The sequence below is a fragment of the Planomonospora parontospora genome (assembly GCA_014647935.1).
GTDB classification, from domain to species: Bacteria; Actinomycetota; Actinomycetes; order Streptosporangiales; family Streptosporangiaceae; genus Planomonospora; species Planomonospora parontospora.
This window is the reverse complement of record BMQD01000006.1, coordinates 239,146-261,629: the sequence shown is the minus strand read 5'-3', so window position 1 is coordinate 261,629 and position 22,484 is coordinate 239,146. Positions and strand designations below refer to the sequence as shown.

Sequence of the window (22,484 nt, the reverse complement as noted above, 5' to 3'; positions counted from 1 at the left end):
ATTGACCTGAGCGAGTACACCCGCCAATGATGGGCGGTATGAGCGCGATGCCCGGCGAGCGCGAGCCGATCACCTCGGTCGCCGACTTCGACCTGTCCGACTACGCCTTCTGGGCCAGGCCGATGCGCGAGCGGGAGCGGGCCTTCGAACTGCTGCGCGCCCTGCCGAGCCCCGCCTTCTACGCCGAGCCGGAGGTCTCCTTCGCGCCCCGGGGTCCCGGCTACCACGCACTGGCCAGGCACGCCGACATCCTGGAGGCGAGCCGCAGCCCCGAGGTGTTCTGCTCGGGGGACGGCGGCGCCACCAACATCCCGGACATGCCGCCTGAGTTCGCCGAGTACTTCGGCTCGATGATCAACATGGACGATCCCCGGCACGCGCGGCTGCGGCGCATCGTGTCCCGGGCCTTCACCCCGAAGATGATCAAGCAGTTCGAGGCCGACGTGGAGGCGGCGGCCGCGAGGATCGTCGACGGCCTGCTCGAGAAGGGGCCGGGCTGCGACTTCGTCACCGAGGTGGCCGCCCGGCTGCCGTTGAAGATCATCTGCGACATGATGGGCATCCCGGAGCGGGACTACGGCTTCGTCTTCGACCGCTCCAACCGGATCCTCGGCGGCTTCGACCCCGAGTACGGCGGGGGCGATCCGGCCACCGCCGCCGAGCACCTGCTGACCGCGGGCATGGAGCTCGACCGGCTCGTCCAGGACCTCGCCGCGTACCGGACCGAGCACCCCACGGGCGACCTCACCTCCGCCCTGGTGAACGCGAACATCGACGGGGAGCGGCTCACCGGCCAGGAGCTGGGCTCGTTCTTCATCCTGCTGGTGGTGGCGGGCAACGAGACCACCCGCAACGCCATCTCCTACGGCCTGCGCCTGCTCACCCGCAACCCCGACCAGCGCGCGCTCTGGCTGACCGACGTCGACGGCCACGCCCCCGGCGCGGTCGAGGAGATCGTACGGCTGGCCTCCCCGGTGAACTTCATGCGCCGCAAGGTCACCCGCGACCACGAGATGAACGGCACCCTCTACCGGAAGGGGGAGAAGGTCGTCCTCTACTACTGGTCGGCCAACCGGGACGAGTCGGTCTTCACCGACCCGCTCCGCTTCGACATCCTGCGGACCGAGGGGCCGCACGTGGGCTTCGGCGGGCCAGGGCCGCACTTCTGCCTGGGTGCCCATCTCGCCCGGCGGGAGATCACGGTGATGTTCCGCGAACTCCTCCGCCGGGTCCCGCACATCGAGGGAGGCAGCCCCCAGCGGCTCTACTCCAGCTTCATCAACGGCATCAAGCACATGCGGTGCGACTTCTAGGGCGGGTGGCCCGTCCGCGTCCTAGCCCGCGGTCGTCCTGATCGCCTTGAAGACGGTGTTGACGTCGGGCAGCAGCTCCTTCTGGGCGTCCGGCACCGACATGTAGACGATCGAGGGCAGGTCGGCCCCGGTGCTCACGGCCGCCACGACCACGGTGGTCACCGACCCGTCCGAGGTGATCTCGTAGGCGGCGAGCTGCGCCGGCAGGCCGCCGACCGACAGCGTCTGCTGGGCCGTCTTGCGGGCGCTGTTGCCCTCGGGGAAGAACTTCCTGCGAGCGGCGAGCGTGACCGCGTTGATCACCGGGGCGAGGTTCTCCGGCGAGGTGTAGCGGCTCTTCAGCCGGGGCGAGAGCGGACCCGACATCACCTGCGCGAACTGGGACCTGCCCGCCGAGTCCTGCCCGGCCGGGACGTACTGCCGCGTGCTGAATCCGTACGTCGTGGGCACGGTCGGGCGCGTGTCCAGCCGCCACGGGGCGCCGAGCCGGGGGAGGGTCAGTGCGGCCCTGGCGTCGGTGAGGGTGCCGGCGACCGGTGAGGCGTCACCCTGGAACCTGGGCAGGCGGGGGACCTTCTTCGGGGCGGTGCTCGGCTTGGGGGTGGCGGAGGGCTTGGTCGCGGCGACGGCGCTGCCGTCGTCGGTGGCGGCCAGCGGGCCGGCCAGGAAGGCCCAGAGCACCGCGCCGACCAGCGCGATCACCGCGGATCCGGCGAGGGCGAAGACCCAGACGGGCCTGCCGTTCCCGGCGAGGTCCTCTTCCTCGCCCATGGCCTGGTAGTTGTCGCCGAAGACGGTGTTCCACAGCTCCTGCTGCCGCTCCGGCGGCGGGGTCTTCGGCCCGCTGATCTGACCGGCGGTGACGAACGGCCGGTTCGGGTCGGAGGGGTCCCGGCTCAGGTGGCCGCCCGCCCGGTCCTGCGCGGGGCCCTGCCCGTTCTGCCCCGCCTGGCCCGCGTACCCCGCCTGGCCGGGCCCTCCCGGTCGCTGCCCGGGCCCTCCCGGCTGCGGGAGCTGACCGGGCTGCGTGATCTGCCCCGGGTCGCCGGGCCGCGGCTGGCCCGGGTGCCCGCCCGGTCCGGTCTGGCCGGGCCGGACCGGGTCGCCCACGGGAGCGGAACCGCCGGCCGGCGCGCCGAAAGTGGCGGGCCGGGCGAAGGGGTCGGCGGAGGTGAACGGGTCGGGCCGGGCGAAGGGGTCGGCGGAGGTGAACGGGTCGGGCCGGGCGAAGGGGTCGGCGGCAGGGGACGGGCCGGGGCCTGCGGCGGGAGGGTTCCAGCCGGGGCGGGAGTCCGTGCCGTGCGGAGGCGTCGGGTCGGTCCGGGAGTCCGCGGTGGGCGGCGGGTTCCAGCCGGGACGGGAGTCCGCAGTGGGAGGGTTCCAACCGGGGCGGGAGTCCTCGGCGGGGGGAGGGTTCCAGCCGGGGCGGGAGTCCGTGCCGTGCGGAGGCGTCGGGTCGGTCCGGGAGTCGGCCCAGGCCGGGGTGAAGGCGGAGCCCGGCGGCTCGGAGGAGGGGGCGCCCCACCCGCCGTTCTCCGCGGGGGCCGGGGCGGACGGGCGCGCGACGGCGTCCTCGCGGGACGGGGCGGACTGCCGGGCGCCGTCCTGAGGGGCGGAGGCGTCCGTGCCGAACATCTGCTGCCACGAGCGGTTGCCGGGGACCGAGGCCGGCCGGGCGGCGGCGCCTCCGGGCGGCCCGTCCTGGGGGAGCGGGAGCCGGGGACCGGTGCCGAGCGGGTCGTCCGCCCGCACCGACGGGGTCTCGGGTGCTTCCTGCCATGCCGGAGACTGCTGAGGCCGACTGGAATGATCCGAGGCCATGGATTCCTTACCTCCCGCACGGGTGCCCGAATTATGGGTATTGGGCATGGTCTCATGCGGGGCAGGGGGATTCGCAGGAAAACGGGAGAACGCTTCCCTGAACTGGAGGCCGGTGGGATCGGTCGGAGGGTCCTGCAGGGGCAGGCCCGCCTCCATGGGATCCGGGCCCTGCCCCGGCTCTGCTGAGTGCGCCACGGTGAAAAGGGTAGACGGCCGGGACGGGCGAGGTCACAACGGATCTATCCCCATAGTGTCTCGATCACCCCGGATGCGTGGCCGTTCCCATTGTGCTGACCTGGTGGTTCCGGTGTCTTGGTTTTGCCGCGATCGGGCACGTCGTTCCCGGTCATGAAGGAGGATTGCGAACTGCGCTAGGCTTGCACTATGCGTGCCGCGGCCCTGCTGCTTACCAGGCCGCATCGGCTCTCCCGGCGCTAGGGGGCGCCCCGCAGATCTCGCCGCGCGAGGCCGTACGGCCCGCCGCGACAGGCGCAGGATCGACGGGGTGCGCTCCACGCCTCACCGATGCGGCTGCCCTTCGCGTGAGCGGAGGGTTTTTCTATTGGGGCCGGATGGGTCCAGATCATCTGCGCAGACGTACACCGAGGGAAGAAACGTGAGCGAGCGAGCCGACATGCGACGCGAAGAGCAGCACTACGACCCGCAGGCCCTGCAGGTCAAGTGGGGGCGGCGGTGGGAGGAGCTGGACCCCTTCCGGGCCGCGGACGACCCCGCCGACACCCGCGAGAAGCGCTACATGCTCGACATGTTCTCCTACCCCTCCGGTGACCTGCACATGGGCCACGCCGAGGCGTTCGGCATCGGCGACGTCGTCGCGCGCTACTGGGTCCAGAAGGGCTACAACGTCCTGCACCCCGTCGGCTGGGACTCCTTCGGCCTGCCCGCGGAGAACGCCGCGATCAAGCGCAACGCCCACCCCGCCGAGTGGACCTACGCCAACATCGAGACCCAGGCCGCCTCGTTCAAGCGCTACGGGGTCTCCTTCGACTGGTCGACCCGGCTGCACACCAGCGACGCCTCCTACTACCGGTGGACCCAGTGGCTGTTCCTGCGCTTCTTCGAGCGCGGGCTGGCCTACCGCAAGGGCGGTCTGGTCAACTGGTGCCCGAACGACCAGACGGTGCTGGCCAACGAGCAGGTCGTCGGCGGCAGGTGCGAGCGCTGCGGCGCCGAGGTGGTCCGCCGCGAGCTGACCCAGTGGTACTTCAAGATCACTGAGTACGCCGACCGGCTGCTGGAGGACATGACGCAGCTGGAGGGCGGCTGGCCCGAGCGCGTGCTGAGCATGCAGCGCAACTGGATCGGCCGCTCCGAGGGCGCCGACGTCGATTTCGTGATCGAGGGCCGCGACGAGCCGGTCACCGTCTACACCACCCGCCCCGACACCCTGTACGGCGCGACCTTCTTCGTGGTCGCCCCGGACGCCCCGCTGGCCGAGGAGATCGTCTCCGACGGGCAGCGGGCGGCCTTCGAGGCCTACCGGGCCGAGGTGGCCAAGCTGTCGGACATCGACCGGCTCTCCACCGACAAGGAGAAGACCGGCGTCTTCCTGGGCCGCTACGCGATCAACCCGGTCAACGGCGAGCGCATGCCGGTCTGGGCGGCCGACTACGTGCTGTCCGACTACGGCCACGGCGCCATCATGGCCGTGCCCGCGCACGACCAGCGCGACCTGGACTTCGCCCGCGCCTTCGACCTGCCGGTCCGGGTGGTGGTCCACACGGGCATGGCCGACCCGGGGGAGACGGGGGTGGCGACCTCCGGCGACGGCGAGATGGTCAACTCCGGCCCCCTGGACGGCCTGGACAAGACCTCCGCGATCCGCAGGATCATCGAGATCCTCAGCGAGCGGGGCACGGGCAAGGCCACGGTCAACTTCCGGCTGCGCGACTGGCTGCTGTCCCGCCAGCGCTTCTGGGGCTGCCCGATCCCGATCATCCACTGCGTCGACTGCGGCGAGGTCCCCGTCCCGGACGAGCAGCTCCCGGTCACCCTGCCCGACCTGCGCGGCGAGGCCCTGGCGCCCAAGGGCGTCTCCCCGCTGGCCTCGGCCGCGGACTGGGTCGAGGTGGCCTGCCCCAAGTGCGGCGGCCCCGCCCGGCGGGACACCGACACGATGGACACCTTCGTCGACTCCTCGTGGTACTACCTGCGCTACGTGGACCCCGACTACGAGGGCGGCCCGTTCGACGTGGAGAAGGTCCGCCAGTGGGGCCCGATCGACCAGTACGTCGGCGGGGTGGAGCACGCGATCCTGCACCTGCTGTACTCCCGGTTCTTCACCAAGGTCCTGCACGACATGGGCATGGTCGACTTCACCGAGCCCTTCACCCGCCTGCTCAACCAGGGCCAGGTGATCAACCAGGGCAAGGCGATGTCCAAGTCGCTGGGCAACGGGGTGGACCTGGGCCAGCAGATCGACGCCTTCGGCGTGGACGCCGTCCGGCTGACCATGATCTTTGCCGGTCCGCCCGAGGACGACATCGACTGGGCCGACGTCTCGCCCGCCGCGTCGCAGAAGTTCCTGGCCCGCGCCTTCCGGGTGATGACCGACGCCGGCGCGGCCTCCGCCCCGGGCGCGGACTTCGCCACCGGTGACCTGGAACTGCGCAGGATCGTGCACCGGACCGTCGACGAGGTCACCAAGCTGGTCGAGACCCACCGCTTCAACGTCGCGGTGGCCCGCATGATGGAGCTGACGAGCGCGGCCCGCAAGGCCATCGACTCCGGCCCCGGCGCCGCCGACCCGGCGGTCCGGGAGGCCGCCGAGGCACTGGCCGTCATGCTGTCGCTGGTCGCCCCGTACACCGCCGAGGAGGGCTGGGAGCGCCTGGGCCACCAGGCCTCGGTGGCCCGGGCGGGTTGGCCGGTCGCCGAGGCCGGCCTGCTGGTCGAGGAGGCCGTCACCTGCGTCGTGCAGGTCGCGGGGAAGGTCCGCGACCGGCTGGAGGTCTCCCCGGAGATCTCCGAGGACGACCTGCGGGCTCTGGCCCTGGCCTCGGAGAAGGTGCAGGGCTTCCTGTCCGGTGCTCCGCGCAAGGTGATCGTCCGCGCGCCGAAGCTGGTCAACATCGTCCCCTGACCGCGCAGGGCGCGGCCCGGGACCCCGGCCGGGGTCCCGGGCCGCACCCGCCTCCGGTCCGGTTCCCCCGTACGGCCCGCCTCCGGGGCGCACGCCGTACGGTCGGGGGCGGGGTCAGCGAAAGAGGATCACGACCGGGACTTCACGGCCCTGGAGATCCGGTCCAGGATCTCCGAGAGGACCGGGCCCGAGGTGGCGAAGTTCAGCCGGGCGAAGCCCTCGCCTCCGGGGCCGAACGGCGGACCCTGACTGAGCATCACCCGCGCCTCGCGCTTCAGGAACCCGGCGGGGTCCTCGCCCAGGGCCAGGTCTGTGAAGTCCAGCCAGGCCAGATAGGTGGCATCGGGGACCCGGTGGCGCACGCCCTCGGGAAGCCCTCCGGCGACCAGGCTCCGGTTGCGGGCGAGCACCGCCCTGACCTCCTCCAGCCAGCCGTCCCCGTGCGTCCAGGCCGCGACGGTCGCGTCGACCCCGAACACGTGCGCCGCGCCGTACATGTGCCTGGGCTGGGCGGCCATGGCGGCGCGCAGGGCGGGCGGCCCGAAGTGCGCCACGGAGCAGCGGATGCCGCCCAGGTTGAATGCCTTGGTGGCGGAGGTCAGCGTGACGGTCCGCTCCGGCAGCAGGGTGGCGAAGGGGACGTGCGCGGACGGGGCGTGGGTCAGGTCGGCGTGGATCTCGTCGGAGACGACGAGCAGATCGTGGCGTTCGGCCAGCTCGGCGAGGACCGTCAGCTCCTCGCGGGTGAACGAGCGCCCGGTCGGGTTCTGCGGGTTGACCAGCAGCAGCACCCGGCAGCAGCCCTCGGCGAGCCGGGCGGCCAGGGCGTCGGCGTCGAAGCCCCAGGAGTCGCCCGCGGGCTCCATCGGGATCGGGAGCAGCGGCCGGCCCATCTCGGCGAGCGTCTCCAGGAAGGGCGGGTAGGTCGGGACGTGCAGCGCCACCGCGTCGCCGGGCCGGGTGGCGACGTGCAGGACGACCTGGAGGGCCTGGTTGATGTCGGTGAAGGAGCGCACGTGCGCCGGGTCGGCGCGCCAGCCGTGCCGCTGCTCCATCCGCGCGGCGAAGACCTCCGCCAGCGGACCGTCTCCGAGCTGGTCGAGCCAGGCGGGGTAGCCGAGGTCGCCGTGGACCCGGCGGGCCAGGGCCTCCCGTACGGCGGGGGCGACCGGGAAGTCCATGTCCGCGACCCAGGCGGGGATCACCCCGGGCTCGGCGAGGGACCACTTCGCCCCGTCGCGGGTGGTCAGGCTTTCCAACGTCAGATCGTTCAGACCGGATATGTCGCTCACCGCCCCAGCCTAGGCCGGGGCGGTGAGCGGCGCGGAGATCGAGGCCCGGGATGCGCGAACCGGACGGGCCCGGCGGCCCCGGCCGTGCGGCCACGCGGCCTTCACCGGGCGGAGCCTGTGACTCAGAGCTTGCGGAGGACCGCCACGACCTTGCCGAGGACGGTCGCCTCGTCGCCCGGGATCGGGTCGTAGTTGGGGTTGTGCGGGACCAGCCAGACGTGGCCGTCCTTGCGCTTGAAGGTCTTGACCGTGGCCTCGCCGTCGATCATCGCCGCGACGATGTCGCCGCTGTCGGCGACCGGCTGCTGGCGCACGACCACCCAGTCGCCGTTGGCGATGGCAGCGTCGATCATCGAGTCACCGGCCACCTGGAGCAGGAAGAGCGTGCCCTCGCCGACGAGCTGCTTGGGCAGGGCGAAGACGTCCTCGATGCTCTCCTCGGCGAGGATGGGGCCACCGGCGGCGATCCGGCCGACCAGGGGGACGTAGGAGGCCGTCGGACGGCTGACGGGCGCCTCGTCGGTGCCCGCGTCGGGGTCCACCCAGAGCACGGGCTCGCCGGGCAGACGAACCTCGAGCGCCCGGGGGCGGTGCGGGTCGCGCCGCAGATAACCCTTGCGCTGCAACGCCGTCAGCTGGTGGGAGACACTGGAGGTGCTGGTGAGCTGCACCGCCTCGCCGATCTCGCGCATCGACGGGGGGTATCCCCGCTGCTGCACCGAATCACGGATGACCTCGAGGATCCTGCGCTGCCTGGGGGTGAGGCCGAGGGAGTCACGCCTGCGCACCGCCAGGTCACTGACGGCCGCGCCGTTCTCTTTGTGCTCGCTCATGCGATCTCCTCGCCTCCCGGTCTGTATTCCTCATGTCGCACACAGCGACCGTACCGCCGTCGAAGATCATCTTCAAACAATTGTTCGAGTCTTCCTCGAAATCGGCGACGGCGTGGTGTACAACATCGTACGGGAGTTCGATCGACACCGTGTTCGATTCACCGATCTTTCTTCGACCTGTGTTCGGCCAGGCCGGGGCGATGGGAGGGCCATGGAGGCGACCACGCGGACGGGGCGGTCCCGGCGGGGGCGGGCGTCGGGGCAGACCGCGGGACGGGCGTCGGGGCAGCCCCGGCCGCAGCTGCGGCTGATCGAGGGCGGCAGGGCGCATCTTCGGGCGGCGGACGGCGGCCGGTCGCGCTCGCGGGCGGCGGGTGAGGGGCGATCGGGGAGTGCGGGTGAAGGCCGTCCGCGGCCGGCTGCGACGGGCGGGAGGCGACCGCGGCCGGCCTCGGGCGGCCGGGCGCGCCGGAGGTCCGGATCCGGACCGGAGGCGGTGGCGGTGGCGCGCAGAGGAGTCCGCCGCCCCGCCGCGAGGCCTCTCCGGCTCACCCGCCGGGGCAGGGGCGCGGCCGTGGCCGCTCTGCTCCTGGCCGCCCTCGCCGCCCTCTGGGTGATCGCGCACCTCATCCCTGTCTAGATCCCTGTCCAGCCGATCGCGCACCTCATCCCTGTTCGGAGGGGGCGGAGGCCGCGGGACTCCGGCGTGCCCGGACGGGCGGCCCGGAGGGTGGGGCGGCGGCGACACGCCCGGGTGGCACCCCTGATCAGCGCCTTCACTCGGGACACTCCGATCAACTTGCGTTCATCGTCGCGCACTTCTACGGTTGCACCACAACATCTAGTGGCACCACCCACCCCGTTTCACCATAAGTTGTGTTTCTGTTACCGCACTTCACCTTCGCGGGTGAACGGGTGCGGGCTTCCGCATGACATGACACGGGGCGTGTGGGGCAGGTGAGCCGGTCAGGGAGGCGACGCACGTGCACTGTCCGTTCTGCCGTCATCCTGACACGCGGGTCATCGACAGCCGCTCCACGGAGGACGGCGGGGCCATCCGCCGCAGGCGCACGTGCCCGCAGTGCGGGCGCAGGTTCACCACGCAGGAGACGGTCCTGCTGATGGTGAGCAAGCGCAGCGGGGTGACGGAGCCGTTCTTCCGGGAGAAGGTGATCGCCGGGGTCCGGCGGGCGTGCCAGGGACGGCCCGTCAGCGAGGACTCCCTGGCGCAGCTGGGCCAGCGGGTCGAGGAGAGCATCCGGGCGACCGGATCCGCCGAGATCCCCGCCCACGAGGTCGGGCTGGCGATCCTGGGTCCGCTCCGCGAGCTGGACGAGGTCGCCTACCTCCGCTTCGCCTCCGTCTACCGGGGGTTCGAGACGCTGGCCGACTTCGAGGCCGAGATCAGGCAGCTGCGGGCGGACCGCTCCGCCCCGCAGGACTGAAGAATTCGATCCCCGGCGCCGGGGGACATGAGGCGGCGCATCGATGTGGTCCGACTCGCGGGCTCCGTTCGGAGTCCCGGAAGGGGGAAAGTCATGACGGAGACGGTCAGCGGCACGGCGGCGCGCGGGGGTAAGCGCCCGCGCAAGGGGCTGAAGATGAAGCGCATCTTCACCACACCCGGCGTGCACCCGTACGACGAGGTGGCCTGGGAGCGCCGCGACGTCGTCATGACCAACTGGCGCGACGGCTCGGTCAACTTCGAGCAGCGCGGCGTGGAGTTCCCCGCCTCCTGGTCGGTCAACGCGGCCAACATCGTCACCACCAAGTACTTCCGGGGCGCCGTCGGCACCCCGCAGCGCGAGTGGAGCCTCAAGCAGCTCGTCGACCGCGTGGTGGGGGTCTACACCAGGGCCGGCGTCGAGGAGGGCTACTTCGCCACCGACGAGGACGCCGAGATCTTCGACCACGAGCTCAAGCACGCCCTGGTCAACCAGGTCTTCAGCTTCAACTCGCCGGTCTGGTTCAACGTCGGCACCGCCTCGCCGCAGCAGGTCAGCGCCTGCTTCATCCTGGCCGTGGACGACCAGATGGAGTCCATCCTCGACTGGTACAAGGAAGAGGGCGTGATCTTCAAGGGCGGTTCGGGCTCCGGCGTGAACCTCTCCCGGATCCGCTCCTCCAAGGAACTGCTCTCCAGCGGCGGCACGGCCAGCGGCCCGGTCTCCTTCATGCGCGGCGCGGACGCCTCCGCCGGCACCATCAAGTCCGGCGGCGCCACCCGCCGGGCGGCCAAGATGGTCGTCCTCGACGTCGACCACCCCGACATCGAGGAGTTCATCGAGACCAAGGCGCGCGAGGAGGACAAGATCCGCGCGCTGCGCGACGCCGGCTACGACATGGACCTGGGCGGCAAGGACATCGTCTCCGTCCAGTACCAGAACGCCAACAACTCCGTGCGCGTCTCCGACGAGTTCATGCGCGCGGTGGAGAAGGGCGAGCGGTTCGGTCTGCGTGCCCGCCTCAGCGGAGAGGTCATCGAGAAGGTCGACGCCCGCGGCCTGTTCCGCAAGATGGCGACCGCAGCCTGGGAGTGCGCCGACCCCGGCGTGCAGTACGACGACACGATCAACGACTGGCACACCTGCCCGGAGACGGGCCGCATCACCGCCTCGAACCCGTGTTCGGAGTACGTCCACCTGGACAACTCCTCCTGCAACCTGGCCAGCATCAACCTGCTGAAGTTCCTCCAGGACGACGGCTCCTTCGACATCCAGAACTTCGTGAAGATCACCGAGCTGATCATCACCGCGATGGACGTCTCCATCTGCTTCGCCGACTTCCCCACCGAGAAGATCGGCGAGACCACGCGCGCCTACCGTCAGCTCGGCATCGGCTACGCCAACCTGGGCGCGCTGCTCATGGCCACCGGCCACGCCTACGACTCCGACGGCGGCCGCGCCGTCGCCGCCGCCATCACCTCCCTGATGACCGGCGCCTCCTACCGCCGCAGCGCCGAGCTGGCCGCGGTCGTGGGACCGTACGACGGCTACGCCCGAAACGCCGACGCGCACAAGCGCGTCATGCGCAAGCACTCGGCGGCCAACGACGAGCTGCGCACGCTGGACGCCGTGGACGGCGCCATCCACGCCGAGGCCACCCGGCAGTGGACCGAGTGCCTCAAGCTCGGCGAGCGCAACGGCTACCGCAACGCCCAGGCCTCCCTGCTGGCGCCCACCGGCACCATCGGCCTGATGATGGACTGCGACACGACCGGCATCGAGCCGGACCTGGCGCTGGTCAAGTTCAAGAAGCTCGTCGGCGGCGGCTCCATGCAGATCGTCAACCAGACGATCCCGCGGGCGCTGGACAAGCTCGGCTACCCCGGCGAGCAGATCGAGGCGATCGTCGAGTTCATCGCCGAGCACGGTCACGTCGTCGACGCGCCGGGCCTGCGGCCCGAGCACTACGAGGTGTTCGACTGCGCCATGGGCGAGCGGGCCATCGCCCCGATGGGCCACGTCCGGATGATGGCCGCCACCCAGCCGTTCCTGTCCGGGGCGATCAGCAAGACCGTCAACCTGCCCGAGTCCGCGACCGTCGAGGACATCGAGCAGGTCTACCTCGAGGGCTGGAAGCTCGGCCTGAAGGCCCTGGCCGTCTACCGCGACAACTGCAAGGTCGGCCAGCCGCTCTCCGCCTCGGGCAAGAAGGCCGAGGAGAAGGCGGACAAGGCGGAGAAGGCGGAGGGCCCCGCCGAGCCGCAGGTCAAGGTGGTGGAGATCAGCCGCCCGACCCGCCGCCGGATGCCCAACCAGCGTCCCAGCACCACGACCCGCTTCACCGTGGCCGGGGCCAAGGGCTACATGACCGCCTCGTGCTACCCCGACGACGGCCTCGGCGAGGTCTTCCTGAAGATGTCCAAGCAGGGCTCGACCCTCGCGGGCGTCATGGACGCCTTCTCCGTGGCCATCTCGATCGGCCTGCAGTACGGCGTGCCGCTGGAGACCTACGTCAGCAAGTTCGTCAACATGCGGTTCGACCCGGCCGGCATGACCGACGACCCGGACATCCGGATGGCCTCCTCGGTGGTGGACTACATCTTCCGCCGGCTGGCCCTGGACCACCTGCCCTACGAGGAGCGCGCCGCCCTCGGCGTCTTCTCCGCCGCCGAGCGGGCCGCCCAGCAGCGCGGTGAGGACCCGGCCGCCGTCCACTCCGAGCAGGTCATCGCCGAGCTGGCCACCTCGGCCCCGATCGAGCAGCCCCAGCAGCGTGCCGAGGCCGCTCCCGAGACCGCGGCCGGAGCGGCCTCCCAGGCCGTGGCCCGGCAGGAGCCCGGCCGGGGCGGCTCCCTGGAGTCCCACCAGGGCCGCACCGCCGACGCGCCGCTCTGCATGACCTGCGGCACGAAGATGCGTCCCGCCGGCAGCTGCTACGTCTGCGAGGGCTGCGGCTCCACCAGCGGCTGCAGCTGACTCCCCGCACGGGGCGGACGCGGTGTCCGCCCCGTGCGAGCCGGTGACCGGTGGAGGAACGAGGGGACGGCGAGTCGATCGCCGTCCCCTCGTTCACGATGCGCCGCGCGCCAGGGGCCCGGAGGCGGCCGGGGCCAGGGCCGCGGCGGTGTCCCACCGGTCGCCGACCGCGCGGAAGCCCCGCAGCACCCGGTCCAGCAGGTCCTCGGCGACGGTCAGGTCGCCCAGGTCGATCGCGGTGTGGGCCGGGAACCACCGGGCTCTGGCGCGCCCGGCCGGATCGCCCGCCTCCTCGTACAACCGCAGAGCCGCGTCGCGCAGGCTCTCCCGGTCGGCGACGTCGCCCTGGAGGAACCCGAAGCCCGCGGCCCAGGCCAAGGCCGCGGCACGGAGCGCGGTGACGGAACGGGAGGTGGGCGGCGCGAGGGCCGGGGCGGCGCCGTCGCACGCGCCGGCCAGCGCGGCGGAGCCGTCCGCACGGGTGGTCAGTGCGGTGGGACCGTCCGCGCCGGTGGTCAGCGCGGCGGACAGGGAGCGCCGGGCCTCGGTCAGCCTGCCGCGCAGGAACCGGTACCAGGCCAGCGCGACGGCGAGGCGCAGCGCACCCTCGGCGTCGGCCTCCCTGACCGCGGTGTTGAGCGCGGCGCGTAGGTTGGCGGCCTCGGCGTCGAGCCGCCGCAGCCACCGCCGCTGGCCGGGGCCGCGCAGGTGCGCCTCGGTCCGCTCGGCGAACCCGATGTGGTGCAGGAGGTGCCGCCGCCGTACCCGGTCCAGTTCCCCGGCCTCCTGGAGCCGGTCGAGGCAGTAGGCGGCCACGGACTCCAGCAGCCGGAACCGGTCGTCCAGCCGCTCGACCAGGCCCCGCACGCCCAGCGCCCGGACCCTCGTCGCCGCCAGTTCCAGCGCCGCGAGATCGGCGGTCCCGTCCGGCACCTCCAGGGGCGGGACGCTCCAGACCACCTCGCCGGCCAGGGCGAGCGGCTCCTGGCTGGTGGCCAGGAGCCGCAGCCCCGGAGCGGTGCGCAGCAGCCCGGTCAGCTCGGCGACCGGTTCGACGACGTGCTCGCCCAGCGCCAGCCGTACCTCCGCCCGGTCCTCCTGCGCGGCCAGCCACTGCTCGGTCAGCCGGGCCGCGCCACGCCGCCAGCGCCTCGGACAGCAGTCCGGACCTGGCATGCGGGTCGCCGGTACGGCCCGCCTCGGTCAGCAGGGCGAGGAAGCCGTCGGCGTCGGTGTCGGCCCTCAGCAGGTAGCCCGCCGGGTGGTGCGCCACCAGTTCCCGGCCGCCCGGCTCGGCGTCCTCCAGTATCCGGCGCAGCTGCGAGACCTTGGCCGACAGCGCCCCCGAGGGGTTGCCCGGCAGGCGGTCGTCGCCCCACAGGTCGTCGATCAGCCGGTCGGCCGGGACCGGCCGCCCCTCGTGCACCAGCAGGTCCGCCAGGAGGGCGCGGACCTTCAGTCCCGGGACCGCCACCCGTTCGCCGGAAGCCGTCCACACCGCCAGCGGCCCCAGCACTCCGAAACGGCCGGTTCGGTCCCACCGTGGCCGGCTGGTTCACCGCCCGGGCCCGCAGGCGCGGCGACCTGGAGGTGGACCTGGTCGACCTGGTGGAGGCCGGGCTGCCGCAGACCCTCACCGACGAGGGCGATCCCCTCCCCGGGACGGTGGCGGACCTGGCCGTGCGGCTGGCCGCCGCCGACGCCTTCGTGGTGGTCACCCCCGAGTACAACCGGAGCTTCCCGGCCCCGCTCAAGACCGCCATCGACTGGTACTACGAGGAGTGGCAGGCCAAGCCCGTCGCCTTCGTCGCCTACGGCAGGGAGTCGGGCGGCCTGCACGCCATCGACCAGCTCCGTCAGATCTTCACCGAGCTGCACGCCGTGCCCCTGCGCGACGCGGTCAGCCTCCCCCGCCACTGGAACCTGTTCGCCGCCGACGGCACCTGGCCCAAGGCCGCCGCAGACTGCAGCACCGCCGCCACGGCGGTGCTGGACCGGTTGTCCTGGTGGGCCCTGGCGCTGCGGGACGCCCGGGCCGCCCGCCCCTACGTTCCCTGAGACCGGACCGTCCCTGACCCCGGACCGCACGATGCGACCCACGACACGGAGGACATCATGAGGAAGATCATCTGCTCGACCTACGCCACCCTCGACGGCTTCATCGACGACCCCCACCTGCAGTCGATGCAGCACAACAGCGAGGACGCCATGGCGTACGCGCTGGAGCTCACCCTCGGCTGCGACGCCCTGCTGCTGCTGGGCCGCGTCACCTACGAGGGCATGGCCCAGGCCTGGCCGAACATGGGCGGCAACCCCTACGCCGACCACGTCAACGCCATCGCCAAGTACGCCGTCTCCTCGACGCTGGACGAGCCCGCCGACTGGAACAACTCCTCGATCATCCCGGGCGACCGGCTCGTGGCGGAGGTGACCGAGCTCAAGCGGCGGCCGGGTGCGGACATCCTCATCTGGGGCTGCGGCCGGCTGACCGACGACCTCGCCGCGCACGGCCTCCTGGACGAGTACCGCATCTGGATCTACCCGGTCGTCAAGGGCGAGGGGAGCCCCTGTTCCGCAAGGAGAGCGCCGGCGCCGTGGAGCTCACCGGCACGAGGACCTTCGGCTCCGGCGTGGTCGTCCTCACCTACCGGCCGGCGACCGCGGGCGGGGACGAGCCCGCGGCCGGCTGAGCGGTCACGGCGCGAGCCGTTCCAGGACCTTCACGACGCGCTCGACGTCGGCCTCGGTGGTGCGCCAGTTGCTGAACGCGGCACGGAGCGCCGGCACCCCGCCGTAGACGGTGGGGGTGAGGAAGGCCTCGCCGGACTCGATGATCGCCGAGACCAGCTCCCCGGTGCGTTCCGGGGAGCCCTCCGGCGTGAAGCAGACCACGTTGAGCCGGACGGGGGCCAGCAGGCGGTAGCCGGGCAGCGCGGCGACGCGCTCACCGAGCAGTCCGGCCAGCGCGATGTCGCGCCGGACGATCTCGGCGTGGCCCTCGCGGCCGTAGGCGGCGAGCGTGAACCAGGCGGGCAGGGCGCGCAGCCGCCGGGAGTTCTCCGGGGTCAGGTGGACCAGGTCGACCCGGTCCAGGTCGTCGCCGAGCGGCCCGAGGTAGGCCGCGGAGTTGGCGAAGACCCGGACCTGCAGGTCGCGGCGGCGGGTGAACTGGACCGCGCTGTCGTAGGGGACGTTCAGCCACTTGTGCAGGTCCACGCAGACCGAGTCGGCCTCGCCGAGCCCGTCGAGCAGGTGGGCGTGGTCCGGGGAGAGCAGGGCGAAGGCGCCGAAGGCCGCGTCCACGTGCAACCAGAAGGGGTACCGCTCACGCAGGGCGGCGATCGCACGCAGATCGTCGAAGTCCACGGTGTTCACCGTCCCCGCGTTGGCGACCACGATCGCGGGCTCGCCGCCGAGGGACTCCAGCGCCTCCTCCAGCCGGGCCGGGTCGACGGCCTCCCGGCCGGGCAGCGCGTCGACCCTCCGGAGCGCGGAGCGTCCCAGCCCGAGCATGGACAGGGCCTTGCCGACGCTGGAGTGCGGGCTCGCCGAGAGCACGGGGACGGGGCCGAGGGCAGCGGCCCCCTGCTCGGACACGCGGACGCCGCGCCGCTCGCCCACCCATTCCCGGGCGACCGCCAGGCCGGTGAAGTTGGACATCGTCGCACCGCTGACGAAGGCGCCGGCGTGTTCCCGGGGCAGGCCGAACAGTTCGCGCAGCCAGGCGACGGTCTCCCGTTCCAGGTCCGGGGCGCTGGAGTCGATGCCGGAGGTGGGGTTCTGGTCCAGTGCGCCGGTGAGCCAGTCGCCGGCCAGCGAGGCGGGGGTGGCGCCACCGGTGACGAAGCCCAGGTAGCGCGGGCCGGCGCTGGCGGCGAAACCCGGTTCCCAGCGCCGGGCGAAGGCCTCCAGCGCCCCCGCGGCGCCGATCCCGGTGACGGGCAGGGGTTCGGGCGCGGGCGGCCCGGTGGTCAGGGCGACCGGGCGGTCGTCCAGTCCGGTGAGGAGGCGTACGGCGTGGGCCCGCGCCTCGTCGAGCAGGCCGGGCAGCCGGGCGAGGTCGTCGCCGAGTCGTGCGTGCATGGCACGACCGTAGGGGGCCTGCGCGTGTCCGGTACCGGGCCAATCACGGAAACTGGCCCGAAGTCGAACTCCAGCCGGTACCTGCGTCCGGTCAGCACGCGAAACACCTCCCCCGCCCCATCGATCACCCGCGCTTGCGTGTGCGGACTCGAACACGTTAGCGACCACGTCATGATCAGGGAGGGTGAACACCGGCACGGCGGGCACCGGGATTCCCGCGCTGCCCGCTCCTCGGGGCGTGGTGACCGCATAGGGGAGGAACGTCGTCGATGCCGCGAGGCCGTACCTCCCGGCCTGGCGCCTGCAGGTCCCGTGTTTCACGCTCCGGGATGTCCCGTCGGGCGGCGGGTCATCCCCTGATGGGGACCGCATTCATCCCCGGTCTGAAGGCGAGGGCTTTCTGCGGGCCTTCGGTAAGGTCGCACCAGGGAAACAGTCGCCTCATGGGGTTGCGCGGTGACCGGGAGCAGGAGGGGCCGTGCGGGATCGGGAACGGGAGACGGCGCTGCTGGCGCTGCTGGACGGCGTCACCGCGGCCCTGAGCGCCGGCGACGATCTGGAATCGGCGGCACGGGCGACGCTGCGCGCGATACGCAAGGCGACCGGCTGGCCGCTGGGCCACATCTGGGTGCCGGAAGGCGGCGGCGACCGGTTCGTCTCCTCGGGAGCGTGGACGGGCGCGGTCAAGGAGTTCCCGCTGCTGTACCAGGCGACGGCCGCCACCCGGCTGTCTGCGGGGACGGATATCGTCGGCCGGGCCGCGGCCACCGGCGAGCCGGTGTGGTCGCGCGACGTCACCCGCGACCCGCTGTTCACCCGCGCCCGGCACGGGGCGGACGTAGGGGTGCGGGCGGCGTTCGCGCTCCCGGTGGCGACCGCCGACGGTGTGGCCGCGGTGCTGGAGTTCTTCTGCCATGAGCCGGTCGAGCCGGACGAGTCGCTGCTGCGCGTACTGGCCAGCCTGAGCCGTCAGATGGGCCGGGTGATCGACCGCCACCGCGCCCGGCAGGAGGCCGAAGCCGCCCGGCGCCGGCTGGAGCAGGTCGTCGAGACCTCGGTGGAGGCCTTCGTGTCCGTCGACACCGACGATCGCATCGTCGGCTGGAACGCCACGGCCGAGCGGATGTTCGGGATCCCGCGTGACCAGGCCATCGGCACGGTCCTGCACGAGACGATCATGCCGGTCCGCTACCGGGAGGACTACCAGGCCGACCTGGCCCGCTTCCTGACCACCGGGGAGTCCCGGCTGATGGGGCGGCGGCTGGAGCTGGCCGCGCTGCGCTCCGACGGCAGCGAGTTCCCCGCCGAGATGGTGTTCTGGGCCACCCGCGAGGCCGATACGTGGATCTTCAATGCATTCGTTCACGACATCACCGACCGCCGCCGTGTGGAGCAGGCGCTGCGCGAGGCCTACGCCCAGCAGCAGGCCGTCGTGGCGCGGCTGCAGGAGCTGGATCGGGCCAAGGACGAGTTCATCGACACCGTCGGCCACGAACTGCGCACCCCGCTGGTGAGCGTCCTCGGCTACCTGGAGATCCTCACGCTCGGCAACGACGACCTTCCTCCCGGACGGCGGCTGCGGATGCTGGACGCCATGACCCACAACGCCCTGCGGTTGCAGCGGCTGGTCGAAGACCTGCTGGCGGTCACCACCACCGCCGGTGGCCGTCTGAGCGTCGATTCCGCCCCGACGCCGGTGGATGAGATCATCGCCGAGGCGGTGCAGGCGATGTCCGCCCAGGCGCGCTCCAGCGACCACCCGGTCCTGGTGCGCGTCGACGCGGGGCTTCCCCTCGTCCGGGCCGACCGGGGCCTCCTGGTGCGGGCGCTGAACGCCCTGCTGTCGAACGCGGCCAAGTTCTCGCCGGCGGGCAGCCCGATCACCGTGTCGGCTTCGGCCGCCGGTGACACCGTGTCGATCGCGGTCAGCGACGCCGGTGCCGGCATCGACGCCGAGGACCTGCCGCACGTGTTCGACCGGTTCTACCGCGCCCGCTCCAGCACCGAAGCCGCCATCCAGGGCATCGGCCTGGGGCTGACCGTCGCCAAGGCCATCGCCGAGGCCCATCACGGCACCATCACCGTCACCAGCGTCCCGGGCGAGGGCTCGACCTTCACCCTCACCCTCCGGGTCCCGGATCCCGGAGAGGTGCCGACCGTCCGGGAACTGGGCGACCGGCGTGAGGCTCCACCGCCGTGAGGGGGCTTCCGTCGCGTCCCCGCCGGCGGTGGCCGCGGTGGCGGAGGGGAGCGCTGAGAGCGCTCCGCTCCGGCGGACGCCCCGGGGCGGTGGCGGACCGTGCTCGCAGGAGGAGGGCGGCCCGTGCGGCCCGCCCGGTGTCAGGCGGTCGACCAGCGGCGGCCGATCTCCTCGGCGGTGGGCGGCGGGCCCGGCAGCGGGCCGGCCGAGGTCAGGCGGAGGGAGTCGAGGACCAGGGCCAGATAGCGGTGCCTCATCTGCGCGGTGCGCTCCTCGTCGCCGAGCCGGACGGAGGCGAGCTGCTCGAAGATCATCGAGAGATCGGCGACCTCCAGTCCGGGACGGAGGATCCCGGCGTCCCTGGCCCGTTCGAAGACCTCCAGGGCGAGCCGCTCGGCGTGGGCGGACTCACGGTGGAGGTCCTCGTCCGGAGTGAAGGTCCCGGCCAGGCTCAGGGTGAGGGAGTGGGTGTCGGCCTCCACGATGCGGCGCATGAAGCGGGCGAAGACGGTCCAGGGGTCGCCGTCGTCGGCCAGGGCCGCCTCCGCCTCGGCGATGTAGAGTTTCAGCCCGTCGGAGCAGAGCTTGCGGAGCAGGATCTCCTTGCCGGCGTAGCGGCGGTAGAGCGCGCTGATGCCCACCCCGGCGCGCTCGGCCACCGCGGAGATCGGCGCGCCGGGATCGGCGACGAAGACCTCCCGGGCGGCCTGCAGGATCACTTGGTCGTTCCGGGCGGCCTGGGCCTTGCGGCCGCTCATCGGCGTGCTGCTGGTCGTCTCCATGATGCCAATGTAAACCATGGAACATAATGTTCCGTTCTGGACATGGGCGAATCACCGTAATCCCGTCGCGCGGACCCGGTGATCGAGGGGTTCGGGGCCCGGCGGCCGTCTCCGGTCCGACGCCCGAGGGCTGGCGGCCGTCCTCCCGGGGCCCGAGACCTCCGGTCCGAGGCCCGGAACCCCTCGGTCCGAAGCCCGGCGGCCGTCCTCGGCCCGACGTTCGGGGGCCCGGTCGGGGAGCGGTTCCCGGGTGCCGCGCGTTGCGGAGACCCGGCCGGAGCGGGCCCTGCCCGCCGAGGTGGCGGCCAGGCCGACGTCGGTCGCACGGGTGAATGCGGAAAGACCCGCACGAAGCGGGTCTTTCCGGGGCTTCTCAGCTCTTCGACGGTCCGGTTCAGGCTGCGGGGGTGGGACCGCTCGTGAGGGGGAGACGGACGACGTTGCGGCCCGTGTAGGCGCGCAGATCGACGACCTTGGTGTCACCGCTCGTCCTGCGGCGCGTTCCGGAGCGGATGTCCCGGATCTTGAGTCGCGTGACATATGGCGGCACGGCCACAAGCCTCTTCATTGAGCCCCCCGGCGTGATTGTTCCGTTATGCGCACTATGCACTTAATCGTATAAGACGACCGTAAAGACCTGGCTAGTAGGGCAGCCGCCGTCCCGACGGCGATCGGAGGTCCAGGTCGCAGGCCCGGTTGGGACGGCGGCGGCCGCGCGGCCGGGTGATCCTGATGCGTCGCATGGTCTGCCCCTTTCCTCGCCTTCGACTATGGCCGCTCTCGCTTGACGTGCGATTGGCGGCCGCTTGCCGTACGGCTGCCGTGACGTCCACGGCGGCAAACCTATAGGTGTGGCGCGTCCGGGTTCAATGGGTTTCGTGACTCGGAGGATCGCGAGCCTCACGGGGGGTGACGGCGGGCCGGAGGGTCGGATGTGCGGTTCTGGGTAGACCCCTCCGGGAAACGCCACGAGTTCTCGGGGGGGAACATGGCACGGTGCGAAGTCTGCGGGAACGACTACGACATGAGTTTCGAGGTGCACGCGCAGGGGGCGGTGCACACCTTCGACTGCTTCGAGTGCGCGATCCAGATGATGGCGCCGATCTGCGAGCACTGCGGGGTCCGGATCGTCGGGCACGGGGTCGAGGCCGACCGGCGCTGGTACTGCTGCGCGCACTGCGCCCGCAGCGAGGGCGAGAGCACGATCGTCGACCGGGCCGACATCCCGGCGCAGCAGGGCATGGAGCAGGGCATGGGACAAGGCATGGCGAAGACCGCCCGGCGGTAGGGCCGCGGGTCCGGGGACGCCGGGTCCGCCGGGGGACACCGCCTCCGGCGGACGGCTGCGGTGATCCGGTCGCGGAGGGCCCGGCCTCAGCGGACGGTCGTGGCCTCAGCGGACGCGCGCGGAGGCCCGGACGGGCGAGGAGGCCGCGGCCGGTCGCCTTTCGAGGACGGCCACCGCGCCCACCAGGGCCACCAGGACGACCAGCTGGGCCATGGCCGACCAGAGTCCGAGGGCGATGCTCACCGGTGCGGCCAGCGCCCCCGCGATCCGCAGGCGGTTGCCGCCGATCCCGAGCACCCGGCGGAACCAGGCGCTGCCCGCCAGGAAGAGCGCCGCACCGGCGGCCAGGATGACGGCGGCCCCGGGCTTGAGCGGGTCGATCGGATGGCCGATCGCCTTCTTGACCCCGGCCGCGACCGCCACGATGCCCAGCAGCATCGGGATGTGCGCGTAGAAGTAGGCGCCGAGGACCAGCCGGGTGCGCCGTACCGGCTCGGCCCCGGCGAGGATGTGCTCGGCGCGCGTCTCGTCGTCCCCGCCGAAGTAGATCCACCACAGGCAGGCGGCCAGCGCGAGGCCGAGCGCCGCCGTCACGCCGAGGGCGGGACCGACGTGCAGCCCCCGGGCGCCGATGCCGAGGGCCACGATCGACTCCCCGAGCGCCACGATCACCAGCAGCCCGTGCCGCTCGACGATGTGCCCGGCCCGCAGCTCGAAGCCCTTCTGCCCGATGAAGTAGGGGCTGCCCCACAGCAGCAGCACCGCCATGCCCCAGAGCAGGTGGTCGTACGGCCTGCCGACCGCGCCGGCCAGGCCGATCAGCGCGACCCCGCCGAGATTGAACGGGATCACCCGGGCGATGGCCGCGGTCGACTGGAGGTACAGCCCCGCGTGGACGAGGATCAGCAGCAGGTAGCCGACCGCGAACGCCGGGCCGTCACCGTCGAAGGCCGACGGGATCGCCAGCGCCGTGATCAGGAAGCCGACCATGCCGAGCAGGACCAGCACCCGCCGGGCCGGCCGGACCGGCGGGACCGCGTTGGTCAGCCACGCGTAGCCCGCGTACATCCACCACAGGACGCCGAACACCAGCAGCACCCGGAGGGCGCCCTCGAGCGGCCTGCCCTCCTGGATGCCGTCCGCCACGAGCATGGTGAGCTGGGTGACGGTGAAGACGAAGACCAGATCGAAGAAGAGTTCGATCGTGGAGACGCGCAGTTCGCTCTCGGGGGGAGCGGGCTCCGCCCGCTCGGCGAACCAGCCAGGTAGCCGCATGCCGGACATTGTGACGGCAAGATCGGCGATCGCGCATCGAATGAACCATGATGTGAGACGGCGGCCCGTCGCG

Annotated in this window: 16 protein-coding genes and 2 pseudogenes; 9 read left to right on the top strand and 9 right to left on the bottom strand. The window is 72.2% G+C overall.

What is annotated here, in order from left to right; all coding sequences use genetic code 11:
- Positions 1-38 precede the first annotated feature (38 nt).
- Positions 39-1,313 carry a cytochrome P450 gene (locus IEZ07_RS12175; RefSeq protein ID WP_239319796.1) on the top strand — a complete coding sequence of 425 codons (1,275 nt, stop codon included), beginning with the start codon at positions 39-41 and terminating at the stop codon, positions 1,311-1,313.
- A gap of 21 nt (positions 1,314-1,334) precedes the next feature.
- Here the strand turns inward: IEZ07_RS12175 and IEZ07_RS12170 are convergent, their stop codons facing one another.
- Positions 1,335-3,065, bottom strand: a complete 1,731-nt coding sequence (locus IEZ07_RS12170; RefSeq protein ID WP_191894844.1) for a hypothetical protein — start codon at positions 3,063-3,065, stop codon at positions 1,335-1,337.
- A gap of 703 nt (positions 3,066-3,768) precedes the next feature.
- On the opposite strand from IEZ07_RS12170, the gene leuS reads away from it, so the two are divergent.
- Positions 3,769-6,237, top strand: coding sequence for a leucine--tRNA ligase (gene leuS / locus IEZ07_RS12165; protein WP_191894934.1), 2,469 nt, complete (start codon positions 3,769-3,771; stop codon positions 6,235-6,237).
- A gap of 128 nt (positions 6,238-6,365) precedes the next feature.
- Here the strand turns inward: leuS and IEZ07_RS12160 are convergent, their stop codons facing one another.
- Positions 6,366-7,529, bottom strand: a complete 1,164-nt coding sequence (locus IEZ07_RS12160; RefSeq protein WP_239319797.1) for a MalY/PatB family protein — start codon at positions 7,527-7,529, stop codon at positions 6,366-6,368.
- 122 nt (positions 7,530-7,651) lie between these two features.
- Positions 7,652-8,362: a transcriptional repressor LexA gene (gene lexA, locus IEZ07_RS12155; protein WP_191894843.1), complete on the bottom strand. Its 711-nt coding sequence runs from the start codon at positions 8,360-8,362 to the stop codon at positions 7,652-7,654.
- A 502-nt stretch (positions 8,363-8,864) separates the two neighbouring features.
- Here lexA and IEZ07_RS12150 point away from each other — a divergent pair.
- From IEZ07_RS12150 to IEZ07_RS12140, 3 genes are all read left to right on the top strand, one after another.
- A complete protein-coding gene (locus IEZ07_RS12150; protein ID WP_191894842.1) occupies positions 8,865-9,002 on the top strand; it encodes a hypothetical protein in 138 nt (45 codons plus the stop codon).
- Between the two features lie 343 nt (positions 9,003-9,345).
- On the top strand, positions 9,346-9,807 hold the full coding sequence (gene nrdR / locus IEZ07_RS12145; RefSeq protein WP_068898744.1) for a transcriptional regulator NrdR: 462 nt from the start codon (positions 9,346-9,348) through the stop codon (positions 9,805-9,807).
- 93 nt (positions 9,808-9,900) lie between these two features.
- Positions 9,901-12,783, top strand: a complete 2,883-nt coding sequence (locus IEZ07_RS12140; protein ID WP_191894841.1) for a vitamin B12-dependent ribonucleotide reductase — start codon at positions 9,901-9,903, stop codon at positions 12,781-12,783.
- A 93-nt stretch (positions 12,784-12,876) separates the two neighbouring features.
- Here IEZ07_RS12140 and IEZ07_RS12135 read toward each other — a convergent pair whose 3' ends face one another.
- Both IEZ07_RS12135 and IEZ07_RS36200 read right to left on the bottom strand, forming a co-directional pair.
- Positions 12,877-13,959 carry a hypothetical protein gene (locus IEZ07_RS12135; protein ID WP_191894840.1) on the bottom strand — a complete coding sequence of 361 codons (1,083 nt, stop codon included), beginning with the start codon at positions 13,957-13,959 and terminating at the stop codon, positions 12,877-12,879.
- A 127-nt stretch (positions 13,960-14,086) separates the two neighbouring features.
- A pseudogene (locus IEZ07_RS36200) lies at positions 14,087-14,209 on the bottom strand (hypothetical protein); the annotation flags it as partial.
- Between the two features lie 116 nt (positions 14,210-14,325).
- Here IEZ07_RS36200 and IEZ07_RS35635 point away from each other — a divergent pair.
- Both IEZ07_RS35635 and IEZ07_RS36280 read left to right on the top strand, forming a co-directional pair.
- Complete coding sequence (locus IEZ07_RS35635; protein ID WP_239319799.1) at positions 14,326-14,841, top strand: NADPH-dependent FMN reductase; 516 nt, start codon at positions 14,326-14,328, stop codon at positions 14,839-14,841.
- Positions 14,842-14,898: 57 nt separating this feature from the next.
- Positions 14,899-15,285: pseudogene (locus IEZ07_RS36280) on the top strand (dihydrofolate reductase family protein); the annotation flags it as partial.
- A 192-nt stretch (positions 15,286-15,477) separates the two neighbouring features.
- Here IEZ07_RS36280 and IEZ07_RS12120 read toward each other — a convergent pair.
- Positions 15,478-16,866 carry a pyridoxal phosphate-dependent decarboxylase family protein gene (locus IEZ07_RS12120; protein WP_191894839.1) on the bottom strand — a complete coding sequence of 463 codons (1,389 nt, stop codon included), beginning with the start codon at positions 16,864-16,866 and terminating at the stop codon, positions 15,478-15,480.
- Between the two features lie 478 nt (positions 16,867-17,344).
- Here IEZ07_RS12120 and IEZ07_RS12115 point away from each other — a divergent pair, with 478 nt between their 5' ends.
- Entirely contained in the window at positions 17,345-19,066 is a 1,722-nt protein-coding gene (locus tag IEZ07_RS12115) for a sensor histidine kinase (RefSeq protein WP_191894838.1), read from the top strand.
- Positions 19,067-19,206: 140 nt separating this feature from the next.
- Here IEZ07_RS12115 and IEZ07_RS12110 read toward each other — a convergent pair whose 3' ends face one another.
- The gene (locus IEZ07_RS12110) at positions 19,207-19,848 is read right to left on the bottom strand and encodes a TetR/AcrR family transcriptional regulator (protein ID WP_239319801.1); all 642 of its coding nucleotides are present in this window, start codon (positions 19,846-19,848) and stop codon (positions 19,207-19,209) included.
- A 394-nt stretch (positions 19,849-20,242) separates the two neighbouring features.
- A complete protein-coding gene (locus tag IEZ07_RS12105) occupies positions 20,243-20,416 on the bottom strand; it encodes a hypothetical protein (protein ID WP_191894837.1) in 174 nt (57 codons plus the stop codon).
- 420 nt (positions 20,417-20,836) lie between these two features.
- On the opposite strand from IEZ07_RS12105, the gene IEZ07_RS12100 reads away from it, so the two are divergent.
- Positions 20,837-21,136, top strand: coding sequence for a metallothionein (locus IEZ07_RS12100; protein WP_191894836.1), 300 nt, complete (start codon positions 20,837-20,839; stop codon positions 21,134-21,136).
- A gap of 105 nt (positions 21,137-21,241) precedes the next feature.
- On the opposite strand, the gene IEZ07_RS12095 is transcribed toward IEZ07_RS12100, so the two are convergent.
- Positions 21,242-22,411 (bottom strand): low temperature requirement protein A, encoded by a 1,170-nt coding sequence (locus IEZ07_RS12095; protein ID WP_191894835.1) that lies wholly within the window; start codon positions 22,409-22,411, stop codon positions 21,242-21,244.
- Positions 22,412-22,484 lie beyond the last annotated feature (73 nt).

What these genes read in the sequence shown, in the direction of transcription:
- IEZ07_RS12175 (WP_239319796.1), top strand. Translation starts at nt 39, where the DNA reads ATGAGCGCGATGCCCGGCGAGCGCGAGCCGATCACCTCGGTCGCCGAC.
- leuS (WP_191894934.1), top strand. Translation starts at nt 3,769, where the DNA reads ATGCGACGCGAAGAGCAGCACTACGACCCGCAGGCCCTGCAGGTCAAG.
- lexA (WP_191894843.1), bottom strand. Translation starts at nt 8,362, where the DNA reads ATGAGCGAGCACAAAGAGAACGGCGCGGCCGTCAGTGACCTGGCGGTG.
- IEZ07_RS12140 (WP_191894841.1), top strand. Translation starts at nt 9,901, where the DNA reads ATGACGGAGACGGTCAGCGGCACGGCGGCGCGCGGGGGTAAGCGCCCG.
- IEZ07_RS12135 (WP_191894840.1), bottom strand. Translation starts at nt 13,959, where the DNA reads ATGCCAGGTCCGGACTGCTGTCCGAGGCGCTGGCGGCGTGGCGCGGCC.
- IEZ07_RS12120 (WP_191894839.1), bottom strand. Translation starts at nt 16,866, where the DNA reads ATGCACGCACGACTCGGCGACGACCTCGCCCGGCTGCCCGGCCTGCTC.
- IEZ07_RS12110 (WP_239319801.1), bottom strand. Translation starts at nt 19,848, where the DNA reads ATGGAGACGACCAGCAGCACGCCGATGAGCGGCCGCAAGGCCCAGGCC.
- IEZ07_RS12105 (WP_191894837.1), bottom strand. Translation starts at nt 20,416, where the DNA reads ATGAAGAGGCTTGTGGCCGTGCCGCCATATGTCACGCGACTCAAGATC.
- IEZ07_RS12100 (WP_191894836.1), top strand. Translation starts at nt 20,837, where the DNA reads ATGGCACGGTGCGAAGTCTGCGGGAACGACTACGACATGAGTTTCGAG.
- IEZ07_RS12095 (WP_191894835.1), bottom strand. Translation starts at nt 22,411, where the DNA reads ATGCGGCTACCTGGCTGGTTCGCCGAGCGGGCGGAGCCCGCTCCCCCC.